The 13,740-nt window shown below is 66.9% G+C and carries 13 protein-coding genes; 4 read left to right on the plus strand and 9 right to left on the minus strand.

The window, feature by feature from the left end:
- Positions 1 to 33: 33 nt before the first annotated feature.
- Both FHD68_RS06395 and FHD68_RS18945 read right to left on the minus strand, forming a co-directional pair.
- Positions 34 to 486 carry an Lrp/AsnC family transcriptional regulator gene (locus tag FHD68_RS06395; protein ID WP_127898647.1) on the minus strand — a complete coding sequence of 151 codons (453 nt, stop codon included), beginning with the start codon at positions 484 to 486 and terminating at the stop codon, positions 34 to 36.
- Positions 473 to 616 carry a hypothetical protein gene (locus tag FHD68_RS18945; RefSeq protein ID WP_164871434.1) on the minus strand — a complete coding sequence of 48 codons (144 nt, stop codon included), beginning with the start codon at positions 614 to 616 and terminating at the stop codon, positions 473 to 475. Before FHD68_RS18945 ends, FHD68_RS06395 begins: the two co-directional genes overlap by 14 nt.
- Between FHD68_RS18945 and hppD the strand changes: the two genes are divergently transcribed.
- Entirely contained in the window at positions 615 to 1,727 is a 1,113-nt protein-coding gene (hppD, locus tag FHD68_RS06400) for a 4-hydroxyphenylpyruvate dioxygenase (RefSeq protein ID WP_139085400.1), read from the plus strand. The two genes, FHD68_RS18945 and hppD, sit on opposite strands and share 2 nt — an antisense overlap.
- 43 nt (positions 1,728 to 1,770) lie before the next feature.
- Entirely contained in the window at positions 1,771 to 2,124 is a 354-nt protein-coding gene (locus tag FHD68_RS06405; RefSeq protein WP_139085402.1) for a Rieske (2Fe-2S) protein, read from the plus strand.
- A 29-nt stretch (positions 2,125 to 2,153) separates the two neighbouring features.
- On the opposite strand, the gene FHD68_RS06410 is transcribed toward FHD68_RS06405, so the two are convergent.
- From FHD68_RS06410 to FHD68_RS06435, 6 genes are all read right to left on the minus strand, one after another.
- Positions 2,154 to 3,191 carry an ABC transporter substrate-binding protein gene (locus FHD68_RS06410; protein ID WP_045981241.1) on the minus strand — a complete coding sequence of 346 codons (1,038 nt, stop codon included), beginning with the start codon at positions 3,189 to 3,191 and terminating at the stop codon, positions 2,154 to 2,156.
- A gap of 95 nt (positions 3,192 to 3,286) precedes the next feature.
- Positions 3,287 to 4,030 carry an SDR family NAD(P)-dependent oxidoreductase gene (locus FHD68_RS06415; protein WP_127898645.1) on the minus strand — a complete coding sequence of 248 codons (744 nt, stop codon included), beginning with the start codon at positions 4,028 to 4,030 and terminating at the stop codon, positions 3,287 to 3,289.
- 58 nt (positions 4,031 to 4,088) lie between these two features.
- Positions 4,089 to 4,973: a polyphosphate kinase 2 gene (gene ppk2, locus FHD68_RS06420; RefSeq protein ID WP_127898644.1), complete on the minus strand. Its 885-nt coding sequence runs from the start codon at positions 4,971 to 4,973 to the stop codon at positions 4,089 to 4,091.
- Between the two features lie 4 nt (positions 4,974 to 4,977).
- Positions 4,978 to 5,904, minus strand: coding sequence for a homoserine O-succinyltransferase (locus FHD68_RS06425; protein ID WP_139085404.1), 927 nt, complete (start codon positions 5,902 to 5,904; stop codon positions 4,978 to 4,980).
- A gap of 1 nt (position 5,905) precedes the next feature.
- Positions 5,906 to 6,769, minus strand: coding sequence for an ATPase (locus FHD68_RS06430; protein WP_127898643.1), 864 nt, complete (start codon positions 6,767 to 6,769; stop codon positions 5,906 to 5,908).
- Positions 6,770 to 7,076: 307 nt separating this feature from the next.
- Positions 7,077 to 8,234 carry an outer membrane protein transport protein gene (locus FHD68_RS06435; protein WP_045981236.1) on the minus strand — a complete coding sequence of 386 codons (1,158 nt, stop codon included), beginning with the start codon at positions 8,232 to 8,234 and terminating at the stop codon, positions 7,077 to 7,079.
- 211 nt (positions 8,235 to 8,445) lie between these two features.
- Between FHD68_RS06435 and guaB the strand changes: the two genes are divergently transcribed.
- Positions 8,446 to 9,894, plus strand: a complete 1,449-nt coding sequence (gene guaB, locus FHD68_RS06440; protein WP_045981235.1) for an IMP dehydrogenase — start codon at positions 8,446 to 8,448, stop codon at positions 9,892 to 9,894.
- A gap of 88 nt (positions 9,895 to 9,982) precedes the next feature.
- On the opposite strand, the gene katG is transcribed toward guaB, so the two are convergent.
- A complete protein-coding gene (gene katG, locus FHD68_RS06445) occupies positions 9,983 to 12,169 on the minus strand; it encodes a catalase/peroxidase HPI (protein WP_139085408.1) in 2,187 nt (728 codons plus the stop codon).
- Positions 12,170 to 12,419: 250 nt separating this feature from the next.
- Here katG and FHD68_RS06450 point away from each other — a divergent pair, with 250 nt between their 5' ends.
- Positions 12,420 to 13,568 carry an RsmB/NOP family class I SAM-dependent RNA methyltransferase gene (locus tag FHD68_RS06450; RefSeq protein ID WP_139085406.1) on the plus strand — a complete coding sequence of 383 codons (1,149 nt, stop codon included), beginning with the start codon at positions 12,420 to 12,422 and terminating at the stop codon, positions 13,566 to 13,568.
- Positions 13,569 to 13,740 lie beyond the last annotated feature (172 nt).

The raw sequence follows: 13,740 nt of genomic DNA on the forward strand, positions 1-13,740 counted from the left end.
AGTATTCGACAAGATCATGAGCGCGGCGCATGGTCAGACCGGAACGCCGCCTTCGTCCTTGAGCGTCTTCAGAACGATTTCGGAGCGGACCTGCGCCACCTGCGGGTGTGGCAGCAGGTGGCGATGGACGAAGTCGGCAAAGGCTTCCAAGTCGCGGGCGCGCACGTCCAGAACGTAATCGGCATCGCCGGACACCGAGAAAGCCTGCCGGATCATCGGCTGTGCCGCCACGAAGCGGGCGAATTCGTCCTCGCGCCCTTGGCCATGGCCGCGCAGGTTGACGCGGATCACCGCCCGGAACCCGTGCCCCAGTTTAGCGGCCGACAGCCGCGCGGCATAGCCCTCGATCACGCCGGCCTCCTCCAGGGCCGCGCGCCTGCGCGAGATCTGGCTGGCGGACAGCCCCACGACCTGTGCCAAAGCGGCGTTGCTGAGGGCCCCGTCGCGCTGCAGGGCAGCCAGGATTGCACTTTCAAACCGGTCCATGCATCACCCGTGCGTCATTCGCGCCATCGATGCGCGTTTCGTGCAATTTTGACCGCTTGGCGATCCTCTTTGCAAGCACATTGCAGCGGCCCGCGCGCATCATGGTGGCAACATGCAGGAGGAATGCCATGGGACCCTTTCCCCACGATGCCCCCAAGGCCAAGATCAGTGCCGCCAACCCCGCGGGAACGGACGGGTTCGAGTTTGTCGAATACGCCCATCCGGACCCGGCCGTGCTGGACCGCATCTTCCGGCAGATGGGGTTCGCCCCCGTGGCGACCCACAAGACCAAGGCGATCACGCTCTATCGCCAGGGCGACATCAACTATCTGCTGAATGCCGAGGCGGACAGCCATGCAGCCGGCTTTGTCGCGGAACACGGCCCCTGCGCTCCGGCCATGGCGTGGCGGGTAGTGGACGCGCAGGTCGCCCTGAAGCGCGCGCTGGAGCTTGGCGCCACCGAATATACCGGCCCTGGCAAGTCGATCGAGGCACCGGCTGTCCTGGGGATCGGCGGGTCGCTTTTGTATTTCATCGATCGCTATGGGGACGCGGGCAGTGCCTATGACACGGATTACGACTGGATCGGCGAGGCCGACCCGCGTCCCGAAGGGTTCGGCTTCTTCTATTTGGATCACCTGACCCACAACGTGATCCGCGGCAACATGGACACGTGGTACAAATTCTATCACGACACGTTCAACTTCCGCGAGATCCGCTTCTTCGACATCAAGGGCAAGCAGACCGGTCTGGTCAGCCGCGCCCTGACATCGCCCTGCGGCAAGATACGCATCCCGATCAACGAGAGCACCGACGATCACAGCCAGATCGAGGAATACCTGCGCGAATACAAGGGTGAGGGCATCCAGCACATCGCCATCGCATCGAACGACATCTATGCCGGGACCGACCGCATTGCCGAGGCCGGGATGGAGTTCATGCCCAGCCCCCCCGACACCTATTATGAGATGTCGCACCGCCGCGTGAAGGACCATGACGAACCGCTGGACCGCATGAAGGCGCGCGGCATCCTGATCGACGGCGAAGGCGTCGTGGGTGGCGGAGAGACACGCATCCTGCTGCAGATCTTCTCGAAGACGGTGATCGGGCCGATCTTCTTCGAGTTCATCCAGCGCAAGGGCGACGACGGGTTCGGAGAGGGCAATTTCCGCGCCCTGTTCGAATCCATCGAGGAAGACCAGATCCGGCGCGGCGTTCTCGACGCCACCCCGGCCCAGTAGGGAGGAGCGGCGCGGCGGCGGGGAGGCCGCCGCGCCGATCATCATGGCCTGGACCGATTACAGCAGCGCCCCCGCGCCCGGAACGCGCGTCTGCGCGGCGACCCGGATCACCGGCGTCCATCCGCTGACCGTCACGACCGACCGCGGGTCGTTCCCGATGATCGTGCTGCGCGACGGCGACGTGCTGCGTGCCTATGTGAACGCATGTCCGCATCAGTACCTGCCGCTGGATTACCGCGGCGATACGCTGCTTTCGGCGGATGGGTTGCGGCTGCTGTGCACCGCACATGGCGCAAGCTTCGACAAGTCGACCGGCAGCGTCGTGGCCGGTGCGGAATGCGGGCTGGATGCGGTCCCGATCATGCAGCAGGGCGACCACATCGTGATCGCCCCCTGACAGGTTTCATGCACGGTCCCTGACCGGGATCAGAAGCCGGCCTTGATCTTCTCGAACTCGGCCAACTGGCGCTGACGCAGTTCGGGGTCATTCGGGGTCTGGGCCAGGACCGGTGCGTCGATCTCGGCCAGACCTTCGGCGACGGCGGGTTCGTCGGCAATGGTCGCCATGGCCGCGGCCGAGGTATGGCCATAACCGATCGTGTCCAGCAGCGCCTTGGCGGCCGACGGCTCCAGCCAGGCGTTGATGAAGTCATAGGCCTTGTCTTCGCTGCCCGGACCGTCCTTGACGTTCACGTAGCCGCAGAAGAAGGTCGACGACCCTTCGGCCGGCTCACGCTGAAAGCCCACCGGATAGTTGTCGGCCTGCAGATAGACGACACCGTCGTTCCACGACCAGGCCACGTCCACCGCACCCGACGCCATCAGCTGTGCCTGCTCGGACGGGTCGGCCCAGTAGGCCGCGACATTGACATGCGCCTCGCGCAGCCAGGCGGCGGCGGCCTGGAACTGTTCGTCGGTCACCTCGGACCAGTCGGTCACGCCGGTCGCCAGATAGGCCAGCGCCCAGACATCATCCGAACTGTCGGGCAGCGAGGTGCGGCCCTGGTATTTCGGGTTGGTGAAGACGCCAAGGCTGGCCACGTCCTCGGCCGGGACGGTCTCGGTGTTATAGGCGATGGCGGTGGCGCCCCAGTCGGTGGGGATGAACCACACGCCCTGATCGTCGCGGAACACCTCGCTGTCCAGGAACCGCTCCTCGATCTGCTCGAAGTTCGGGATGCGCGACGTGTCCCAGGGCTCGATCAGGCCGGCATCGCGGTACTTGCCGACCATCTGGCTGCAGGGATGGATCACGTCCGCCTTGAAACCCGACGCGACCTTCTGGAACGCTTCGTCGTCATCGCCGTAGAAGGCATAGGTCGGGCTGTCGCCATGCTTGTCCACATAGGCCTGAAAGATCGAAGGCTCCTCGAACCCGGCCCAATCGAAAACCGTCAGTTCGCGGTCGGCGGCATAGGCGGGCAGGGCCGCCGCGGCCAGGATGGTGGTGGTCAGCAAGCGCATGAAAACTGGCCTCTCTGTTGTCGGATTTGCGACAACGCTAAGGCGGGCTGCGGGCGCACGCAAGGGTTTCGCGCGCCCGTGATGGGCCTGTGTGCCTAGCGCATCCGCAACGCGCCGTCGACGCGGATCGTCTCTCCGTTCAGATAGTCGTTCTGGACGATGAAGGCGCAGGTCCGCGCGAATTCGGTCGGATCGCCAAGCCGCTTGGGATAGGTCACCTCGGCCGCCAGGCTGTCCTGCACGTCCGCGGGCAGGCCCTTGAGCATGGGCGTGCCAAAGATGCCGGGTGCGATGGCGCAGACCCGGATGCCTTGTCCCGCCAGATCGCGCGCCAGCGGCAGCGTCATGCCCGCGATGCCGGCCTTGGAGGCGGCATAGGCGGCCTGGCCCTTCTGCCCGTCAAAGGCGGCGATGGACGCGGTGTTCACGATCACGCCGTTCTGGGCACGCCCGTTCGCGGCCATGCGTTCGGCGGCCAGGCGCAGCACGTTGAAGCTGCCGATCAGGTTGACCTCGATCGTGCGGCGAAAGCTGTCCAGCCGGTGCGGACCGTCGCGGCCCAGGGTCTTTTCGCCCACCACCACGCCCGCGCAGTTCACGCAGACATCGATGCCCCCCATCCGCGCCACGGCGTGATCCAGCGCCGCCGTCACGCTGGCCTCGTCGGTGACGTCGGTCACGGCATAATGCGCGCCGATGGCGGATGCGGCTTCGGCCCCCGCCGGGTCGCGGTCCAGCACGGTGACCTGCGCCCCCATGTCGCGGAAATGCGCCGCGGTGGCGGCGCCCAGGCCCGATGCGCCCCCGGTCACGACGGCGCGGCAGTTTGACAGATCCATGATCCCCTCCCAGGATGTTCCGGTCGGGTTCTGGCACGTGGGCGCGCGCGCGCCAAGATCAGTCGCGCAGCAGTTCCGGCCCGCCGGCGATCAGGGGGTCGCGCGTTCCGATGGCCGCCGGATCCTTGCCCGCGTAATCGACCGCGCCCAGAATGGTTTGGATCGCGGCGATCCGGGCGCGGCGCTTGTCGTCCGACCGGATCACGGTCCAGGGCGCGATCGGCGAATGGGACGCCGCCAGCGTGTCGCGGATCGCCACGGTATAGTCGTCCCACCGGGCCAGCCCGTCCACGTCGATGCCGCTCAGCTTCCACTGCTTCAACGGGTCCCTTTCGCGGTCCAAGAAACGCCGCAGCTGTTCGGCGCGGCCCACGTTGAGCCACAGCTTGACCAGGATGATCCCGTCGTCGACCAGCATCTGTTCGAACCCCGGCAGCTGGCGAAAGAACGCCGCGCGCTGCGTGTCGGTCGAAAAGCCGAAGACCCGTTCGACCACGCCGCGGTTGTACCAGCTGCGGTCGAACAGGGCGATCTCTCCGGCGCCGGGCAGCCAGTCGACATAGCGCTGGAAATACCACTGGCCCGCCTCGCGCTCGTTCGGCTTGGGCAGGGCCACGATGCTGGCCGACCGGGGGTTCAGGTTTTCGCGCACGCGCTCGATCGTGCCGCCCTTGCCGGCGGCGTCGCGCCCCTCGAACAGGACCACCAGCCGCTTTCCGCTGTCGATCACGTCATGCATCATGCGAACCAGCTGCATCTGCAATGCAGCCATCTGCGGTTCGTATTCGGCCTTGGGCATCTCTGCGCTGTAGGGGAAGTCCGGGTCCAGGATGTCCTTGGACGACGCCTTCTGAACCGCCTTGCGGATCGGCGCGGGGGCCTCGTCCTGCAGATAGGCGGTGATCTTGCCCACCAGGGGCAGGTCCGGCAGTTCGGCGCCCATGTGCTCAGCCCTCTCCGATGCGCGACATGTCGTACCATGTCGTCTGATAGATCTCGTTGATCCAGTTACCGTAGAGCAGGTGCGCATGGCTGCGCCAGAGGTTCGCGGGCGCCCGCGTCGGGTCGTCGCCGGGATAATAGTTGGCGGGCACGTTCACCGGTTTCCCCGCCGCGACGTCCCGGTCGTATTCCTCCTTGAGGGTGGTGCTGTCATATTCGAAATGGTTGAAGACATAGAGGGCGCGGTGCCCCGGATCGGCCAGCAGGCAGGGCCCGACATCGGCGCTGGCCAGCAGGGTGGTCAGCGCCGGGCGGGCGTCCACGTCGTCCTGACGCACCTCGGTCCAGCGGCTGACCGGGACCAGCACCTCGTCCGAGAACCCGCGCAGATAGGGCGAGGCCGGCGCCAGATTGGTGTGCCGGAAACAGCCGAACGCCTTGGCCGGCAGGGGATGCTTGGGCAGGCCATGGAAATGCGCCGCCATCGCCATGCCGCCCCAGCAGACCCCGAAGGTCGAATGCACATGGGTCTGCGTCCAGGCAAAGACGCGGGTCAGTTCGTCCCAATAGGTCACGTCCTCGAACGGCAGATGCTCGATCGGAGCGCCGGTGATGACCAGGCCGTCGAACTTCTCTCCGCTGGCCTCGACGTCGCGGAACGGTCGATAGAAGCTTTCCATGTGGTCGGCGGCGGTGTTCCGGCTCTCATGGTCCGACATGCGGATCAGCTGAAAGTCGATCTGCAGCGGCGTGGCGCCGATCAGCCGGGCGAACTGGTTCTCGGTCTGGATCTTCTTGGGCATCAGGTTCAGCAGCGCGATGCGCAGGGGACGGATGTCCTGGGTCGCGGCGCGGCCCGGCGACATGACCATCACCCCTTCTTGGGACAGGATGCGATAGGCGGGCAGGCTTTCGTTCAACGTGATGGGCATGTCAGCTATCCTTGCGCGCGATGGCGGTCGCGATCAGGTCGGTGAAATCGTCAGGGGTGCGGATCTGCGCCACCTCCTCGGCCAGGATGGTGACGCCGCGCCGGGCCATCGCCTCATAGCGCGGCTGGCGATGGGCCAGCGCCCGGGCATAGGTCCAGCGGATGAAGTCATCGGGATTCACCTGGTCCGCCTCCAGGCCCTTTTCCACGCGATAGGCGATCCAGGCGCGTTCCAGGAACTGCGGCTGGTAATACATCGGCTTCGGCGCGCGGTCGAAGCGGCGGACCAGTTCGGCGGTATGCGCGTCGCTGCCCTTGATCCAGACCAGCAGCAGGTCGCGCGACAGAGCGGTCAGGACCCGGTCGTCGGGATTGTCCGGATCCACGACCTCGCAGATCGAGCCGCCGCTGTCGCAGACGAAATGCGGCGTGCCATAGATGTCGCCGGCGCGGTCCATGAAATGGCGGGTGTCCAGAAGCGAGGCGATCTCGGCCCTGCGATGCTGGTCCTGGCGCTGGCAATAGGCGTCGAAGGGCAGCCCCCCGCGCGACGGGCTGCCGGGCTTGCCCAGATAGGTGGACAGCGGTGCCAGGTTGTCGAAGGTGATGTTGCTGGCGATATGTACGCTGTCAGACATCAGCAGTTCGCGCAGAAACGGCACCTTCATCGCCTCGCGCTTGAAGTTGTCGGCGATGTATTCACCCATGTAGCGCGTGCCGATCCGGTAATCGACGCTGTAGTGGAACCAGTCGCCCGTGTCCCGCAGCATCGAGGCCAGATAGGTCTTGCCCAGGCCGGACATGCCGAACAGCACGACCCGCTTGCCCGCGGCGGCCCGCCATTCATCCGCGCTGCCATAGATCATCCAATGCCCTTTCCCTGCTCGGCCCCTAGGTAATCGCATGCATGCGGCATGGAAAGAGGCCGACCGCACGGGCGTACCACGCCGCGTCGCGCAGGACCCTCTGCGTCCCGCGCAGGCCGGGGGGCCAGCCCCCCGGACCCCCCGCCGTCGCGGCATTCCGCCAGTTCGTTGCGCATCGTCGGCCTGGCCCCCGCGCAGGGGCGTTTGGACGATGTCGCCGCCCACCACTACAGGGCTGACGTCCAACGAAAAACGGCCCTGTCGCGGAGACAGGGCCGATCGGTGATGAAGAACGGTCAGGCGGCGATCAGAAGCTGTAGCCGATGCGGATGCCGATCCCCAGCAGATCGCTGTCTTCCATCTGTGCACGGGGTTCGCCGCCGGTCTGGGGACGCGCGTCGCCCAGCTTGGAGTAGTTGATCCCCGTGGTGATCTTCATGTTGTCCATGGTGTAGACGGCGGCCAATGTCAGCCCGAGGCGCCCGTTGGTCGGCGCCAGAGGCGAGACCAGATCGTCGTTCTCGGGCTCGTAGACCAGCGCTGCGGAGCCGGACCATGTCTCGTTGAACTTGCGGCCGACGCCGAGCGTATAGGTCGTCGTGTCCTCCAGCGACACGAGGCCGTCCGTGACGTTGAAGCCCAGCGGATCCGTCGCGGTGGGTGCGCGGGAGAAGATGCGCGGGTTCACGGTGAACTCCGACCAGTTGACCCAGCGGATGCTGCCGAAGACCAGCGTGTCCGCAGCGACGCCGGTCTGCGCTTCGAGGGTCAGCGATTCCGGGGTGTCGACGGTCGTGGTGGAACGTCCCAGGATGGTGCCGTTCACGCTCTCGACCGTGTCGAACTGATGTTCGACCTTGGAGTTGTAGGTCAGCGAGACACGACCCGCGATGTCCGGAATCTCATAGGCTGCACCGACCACGAAGCCGACGCCCCAGTCCTGGTCCAGCTGCACGTTGTAGCCGCTGATCGGACCATAGGCCGCGCCGCTCAGCGTCACTTCGGCATCGGCGCGCGAGCCGCGCAGGCCGCCATGGAAGGACAGGTTATTGGGCAGCTTGTAGCGCATCAGGGCGGTGACGGTCGTCGAATCGACGCGCGCGCGGGTGCCGCCCAGCAGGAACGATCCCCCGTCGGCGGCAGGGGTGTAGGTCACGTCCGCGCCGAAGGGCTGTTCGATGATCAATGCGGCCGACAGCGCGTCGTTGAACTGGTGCTTGTAGCCCAGGCCAACGAACCCATAGCCGTTTGCCACGTCACCCGTATCACGCTGCGGGATCGGTGCGCCCACGGGGGGGCTGTCCGGGCCTTCGACGGTCGGGTCGGCGCCGCCGAAGCTGAGTTCCGCGTAATTGCCCTGTTCGAACAGGATGTTCAGTGACTGGGGCGCGCGTTCGATCCCCCCGGCCAGCAATGGCGCGGTTCCCGCCAGCAGCGCGGCCATGCTCGTGATTGCGAATTTCATGTCATCCTCCCTCGGTCGGGCGAACCGCCCCCGGAACCCACCGTAGCGCACGAACGTTATCGATCAATTACCCAAACACGCTGACGTGACGTCCGCGTCATGTCTGCCCGTATGCCGTGTCGTCCGTGCAACGCCTGCGTGCGGGCTGGACAAAGCGGACAGGGCGTGAAAGGGGAAACTGCCAAACGAGATTGCCGCAAGGACACCCCCCATGCAGATTCGTGAGGCCCTCACATTCGACGACGTTCTTCTGGTTCCGGCAGCATCGACGGTGCTTCCCTCGACCGCTGACGTGACAACCCATGTCACCCGGTCGATCCGGATGAACATTCCGCTGCTGTCATCCGCCATGGACACGGTCACCGAAAGCCGCATGGCCATCGCGATGGCGCAGGCCGGCGGCATGGGCGTGATCCACCGCAACCTTACGACCGAGCAGCAGGCCGACGAGGTCCGCCGCGTCAAGCGGTTCGAGAGCGGCATCGTCTACAACCCGATCACCCTGACGCCGGACCAGACCCTGGCCGATGCCAAGGCGCTGCAGGACCGATACAACGTCACCGGTTTTCCGGTCGTCGATGCGGACGGGCGCGTGCTGGGGATCGTGACCAACCGCGACATGCGGTTCGCCAGCGACATGCGCACCCCGGTGCGAGCCATGATGTCGTCGGACAACCTGGCCATCCTGCGCGAACCGGCCGACCGGGCCGAGGCGATCAGCCTGATGAAGGCGCGCCGGATCGAAAAGCTGCTGGTCACCGACGGGTCGGGCAAGCTGACCGGCCTTCTGACGCTGAAGGATACCGAAAAGGCCGTGCTGAACCCGCAGGCCTGCAAGGACGACCTGGGTCGCCTGCGCGTGGCCGCAGCCTCCACCGTGGGCGACGAGGGCTTCGAGCGCAGCTGCGCGTTGATCGAGGCCGGCGTGGACATGGTCGTGATCGACACGGCCCACGGCCATTCCGCAGGCGTCGCGCGCGCGGTCGAACGGGTCAAGGCGTTCCGCGAGGGCGTGCAGGTGGTTGCCGGCAACGTCGCCACGACCGAGGCCACGCGCGCGCTGATCGGCGCGGGCGCGGACGCGGTCAAGGTCGGCATCGGGCCGGGCTCGATCTGCACCACGCGGATCGTGGCGGGCGTGGGCGTGCCGCAACTGACCGCGATCATGGATGCCGTGGCCGGTGCGGGCGACATCCCGATCATCGCTGACGGCGGGATCAAGTTCAGCGGCGATTTCGCCAAGGCCATCGCCGCGGGCGCCAGCTGCGCCATGGTCGGCAGCGCGATCGCCGGCACCGACGAAAGCCCCGGAGAGGTGATCCTGTACCAGGGCCGCAGCTTCAAGTCCTATCGCGGAATGGGCTCGCTGGGCGCGATGGCGCGCGGATCGGCCGACCGCTATTTCCAGAAGGACGCGGCCAGCGACAAGCTGGTCCCCGAGGGGATCGAGGGGCAGGTGCCCTACAAGGGGACGGCCAACGCCGTGGTGCACCAGCTGGTCGGCGGCCTGCGCGCCGCGATGGGCTATACCGGCTGCGCCACCGTCGCCGAGATGCGCACCAACTGCCAGTTCGTCCGCATCACCGGGGCAGGGCTGAAGGAAAGCCACGTCCACGACGTGCAGATCACGCGCGAAAGCCCGAACTACCGTCTGGGCTGAACATCGGCATCACAGCGAAAAGGCGGCCCCCGCAAGGGGGCCGCCTTTGTCATGGTCGGTCGGGGCGCACGGATGCGCCCCTGCCGGATCAGGCCGCGATGTCGAAGCGGTCGGCGTTCATCACCTTGACCCAGGCGGCGACGAAATCACGGACGAACTTCTCGGCGTTGTCGTCCTGAGCATAGACCTCGGCATAGCTGCGCAGGATCGAGTTCGAGCCCACGGTCACGTCCACGCGCGACGCCTGCCAGCGGACGGCGTCAGTCTTGCGGTCGCGGATCTCATAGACCTCGGCGTCGCCTTGGGCCTTGGTCCAGCGGTTGGCCATGTCCGTCAGGTTGACGAAGAAGTCCTGCGTCAGCGCGCCTTCACGGTCGGTCAGCACACCCAGCTTGGACCCGCCATGGTTGGCACCGATCACCCGCAGCCCGCCCAGAAGGACGGTCATCTCGGCCGCGGTCAGGCCCAGCAGCTGCGCACGATCCAGCAGCAGCTCCTCGGCGTTGACGGCGAAATCGGCCTTCAGCCAGTTGCGGAACCCGTCATGCACCGGCTCCAGCGCGTCGAAGGATGCCGCGTCGGTCTGCTCATCGGTCGCGTCGCCGCGGCCGGGGGCAAAGGGCACGGTAATCGCGTGGCCCGCCGCCTGCGCGGCCTTCTCGATGCCGACATTTCCGGCCAGCACGATGACATCGGCCAAGGGTACGCCGGCCTCATCGGCGATGGGCTGCAGGACGGACAGGACGCGGGCCAGGCGCGCGGGTTCGTTGCCGGCCCAGTCCTTCTGCCGGGCCAGACGGATGCGGGCGCCGTTGGCACCGCCGCGCAGGTCGGACCCGCGGAAGGTCCGCGCGCTGTCCCAGGCCGTCGCCACCATCTCGGCCACGGTCAGTTCGGTCGCCGCGATCCGCGCCTTGAGGCCCTCGACGTCGTAATCGGTCCGGCCGGCGGGAACCGGGTCCTGCCAGATCAGGTCCTCGGACGGCACGTCGGGGCCGACATAGCGTGCCTTGGGACCCATGTCGCGGTGGGTCAGCTTGAACCAGGCGCGGGCGAAGGCGTCGTCGAAGCTGGCCGGATCGGCGATGAACTTCTCGCAGATGGCGCGATAGACGGGGTCCACCTTCATCGCCATGTCCGCGTCGGTCATGATCGGCATGGTCCGGATCGACGGATCCTCGACATCGGCGGGCATGTCCTCGGGCTTGATGTCCACGGGCTCCCACTGCCAGGCGCCTGCGGGCGACTTGCGCAGCTCCCACTCATGGCCGAACAGCATGTCGAAATAGCCCATGTCCCACTTGGTGGGGTTGCTGGTCCAGGCGCCCTCGATGCCGCTGACCATCTGGTCGCGGCCGATGCCGCGGCGGCCTTCCTGCGCGTTCCAGCCCAGGCCCTGCTCGTGCAGCGCCGCGCCTTCGGGCTCGGCCCCCATGTTCTCGGCCCGGCCGTTGCCGTGGCTCTTGCCGATGGTGTGGCCGCCAGCGGTCAGGGCGACGGTCTCCTCGTCGTTCATGGCCATCCGGGCAAAGGTCTCGCGGATGTGCTGGGCGGTGGCTGCCGGGTCGGGTTGACCGTTCACGCCCTCGGGGTTCACGTAGATCAGGCCCATCTGCACGGCGGCCAGCGGGTTCTCCATCGTGTCGGGCTTGGTCACGTCCGCATAGCGGCTTTCAGACCCCTCCAGGAACTCCTTTTCGGCGCCCCAGTAGATGTCCTTCTCGGGATGCCAGATGTCCTCGCGGCCAAAGGCGAAGCCGAAGGTCTTCAGACCCGCCTGCTCATAGGCGATGGTCCCGGCCAGCACGATCAGGTCGGCCCAGCTGATCTTGTTGCCGTACTTCTTTTTGATCGGCCACAGCAGGCGGCGACCCTTGTCGGTGTTGTTGTTGTCGGGCCAGCTGTTCAGCGGCGCGAAACGCTGGTTGCCGGTGCCCGCACCGCCCCGACCGTCGCCAAGGCGATAGGACCCCGCCGCGTGCCAGGTGACGCGCGCGAACATGCCGACATAGCTGCCCCAGTCGGCGGGCCACCACTCCTGGCTGTCGGTCATCAGGGCGCGGATGTCGTTCTTCAGCGCCTCGACGTCCAGCGACTTCAGCTGTTCGCGATAGTTGAAATCGGGGCCAAGCGGATTCGTCTTGCGGTCATGCTGGTGCAGGATGTCGAAGTTCAGCGCACTGGGCCACCAGTCGGTGTTCGACGCTGCGGTCGAGGTATGGCTGCCATGCATCATCGGGCATTTGCCGGCGCTGTTCATCGGGTTGCCGTCCATCATCATCTCCATCTTGCGGGCCATGCGGGCGATCCGGCGGCATGCCGCGGACCGGTCGCATCGCGGGCGATTCGTCATGGCCGGACAGTAGCTTGGTCAACGCATCAGGTAAATTTCGATTATCTGATCGACACCGTCAGGAATGCTGATGGGGCTGGCCCGGTCCCGTGTCATCATGATAGGCAAATGACCTGACAGATCAGCCAAGGGCACCCATGACCCATCACACCCTTTTCGGACGGGCGACATCGTGACGCCCGCCGCCCGCATCAGCGCCGCCATCACCGTTCTGGACCAGATCCTTGCCGGCAGCCCCGCGGAACAGGTGCTGTTGCGCTGGTCGCGTGCCAGCCGCTTTGCGGGGTCGGGCGACAGGGCCGCTCTGCGCGATCTGGTCTTCGGTGCCCTGCGGCAGCGCGACAGTCTTGCCGCCTTGGGCGGTGGTCTGACGGGGCGGGGCCTGATGATCGGCCATGTCCGCCAATCCGGTCCGTCGCTGGACGCGATCTTCACCGGAGAAGGCCACGCACCGGCCCCCCTGACGGGGGCCGAGGCCGCCGTGGTTCCCCCCGACCCGCTGCCCGACGACCTGCCCGACTGGTTGCGCCCGGCCTGGCGGCAGGCCCTGGGCGATCAGGCCGATGCCGTGGCGCTGGCCATGACGCAGCGTGCGCCGGTCTGGCTGCGCGTGAACGGGTCGCGCGCGACGCCCGAGCAGGCGGCGGCGGTGCTGGCCGCCGACGGGATCACGGTCGAGGTCGCGCCCCAGCTTGCATCGGCCCTGCGGGTCGTGACGGGCGACCGCCTGGTCGCGCGGTCCAGCGCCTATCTGGACGGCCTGGTCGAGCTGCAGGACCTGTCGCCGCAGATGGCCTGCGCGCGGCTGCCATTGGCGCCCGGCCTGCGGGTCCTGGACTATTGCGCGGGGGGCGGCGGCAAGGCGCTGGCCCTGGCCGCGCGGCAGCCGGGCATTCAGGTGTCCGCCCATGACGTGGCCCCGGCCCGCATGGCCGATCTGCCCGCCCGTGCCGCCCGCGCGGGGGCCAAGGTCCAGATCCAGACGCAGCCGCGCGGAACGTTCGACCTGGTGGTCGCCGACGTTCCCTGTTCAGGATCAGGGACATGGCGGCGGACGCCCGACGCGAAATGGCGTCTAACCGCGGCGCAGTTGAGCGACCTCGTAGCGCTGCAGGCCCGCATCCTGGATCAGGTGGCGGCACTGGTCGCGCCCGGCGGTCTGCTGGCCTACATGACCTGTTCCGTTCTTGAGGCCGAGAACGGCGATCAGGTGGACGCGTTCCTGTCGCGCCATCCCGGTTTCCAGCGCGTCGACCAGCACGCATGGACACCCCTGACCGGGGGCGACGGGTTCTTTCTGGCCCAGCTGCGACAGGGTTAACGCAAATTTAAACAAAGCCACGCTACCCTGGGCAGGATCGGACGGAACAAGGGACGATTCGCGATGGCGCATCTTGACGAACAGGCGGGCCTGCCGCGCGGGGCGCTGGCGGCGCTGCCGCTGCTGCTGGCGCCGATGGTGCTGGGGGCGGCCGTGCTGATGGCGCGACCGG

Source organism: Paracoccus marcusii, assembly GCF_006151785.1.
In the GTDB taxonomy this organism is placed as follows: domain Bacteria; phylum Pseudomonadota; class Alphaproteobacteria; order Rhodobacterales; family Rhodobacteraceae; genus Paracoccus; species Paracoccus marcusii.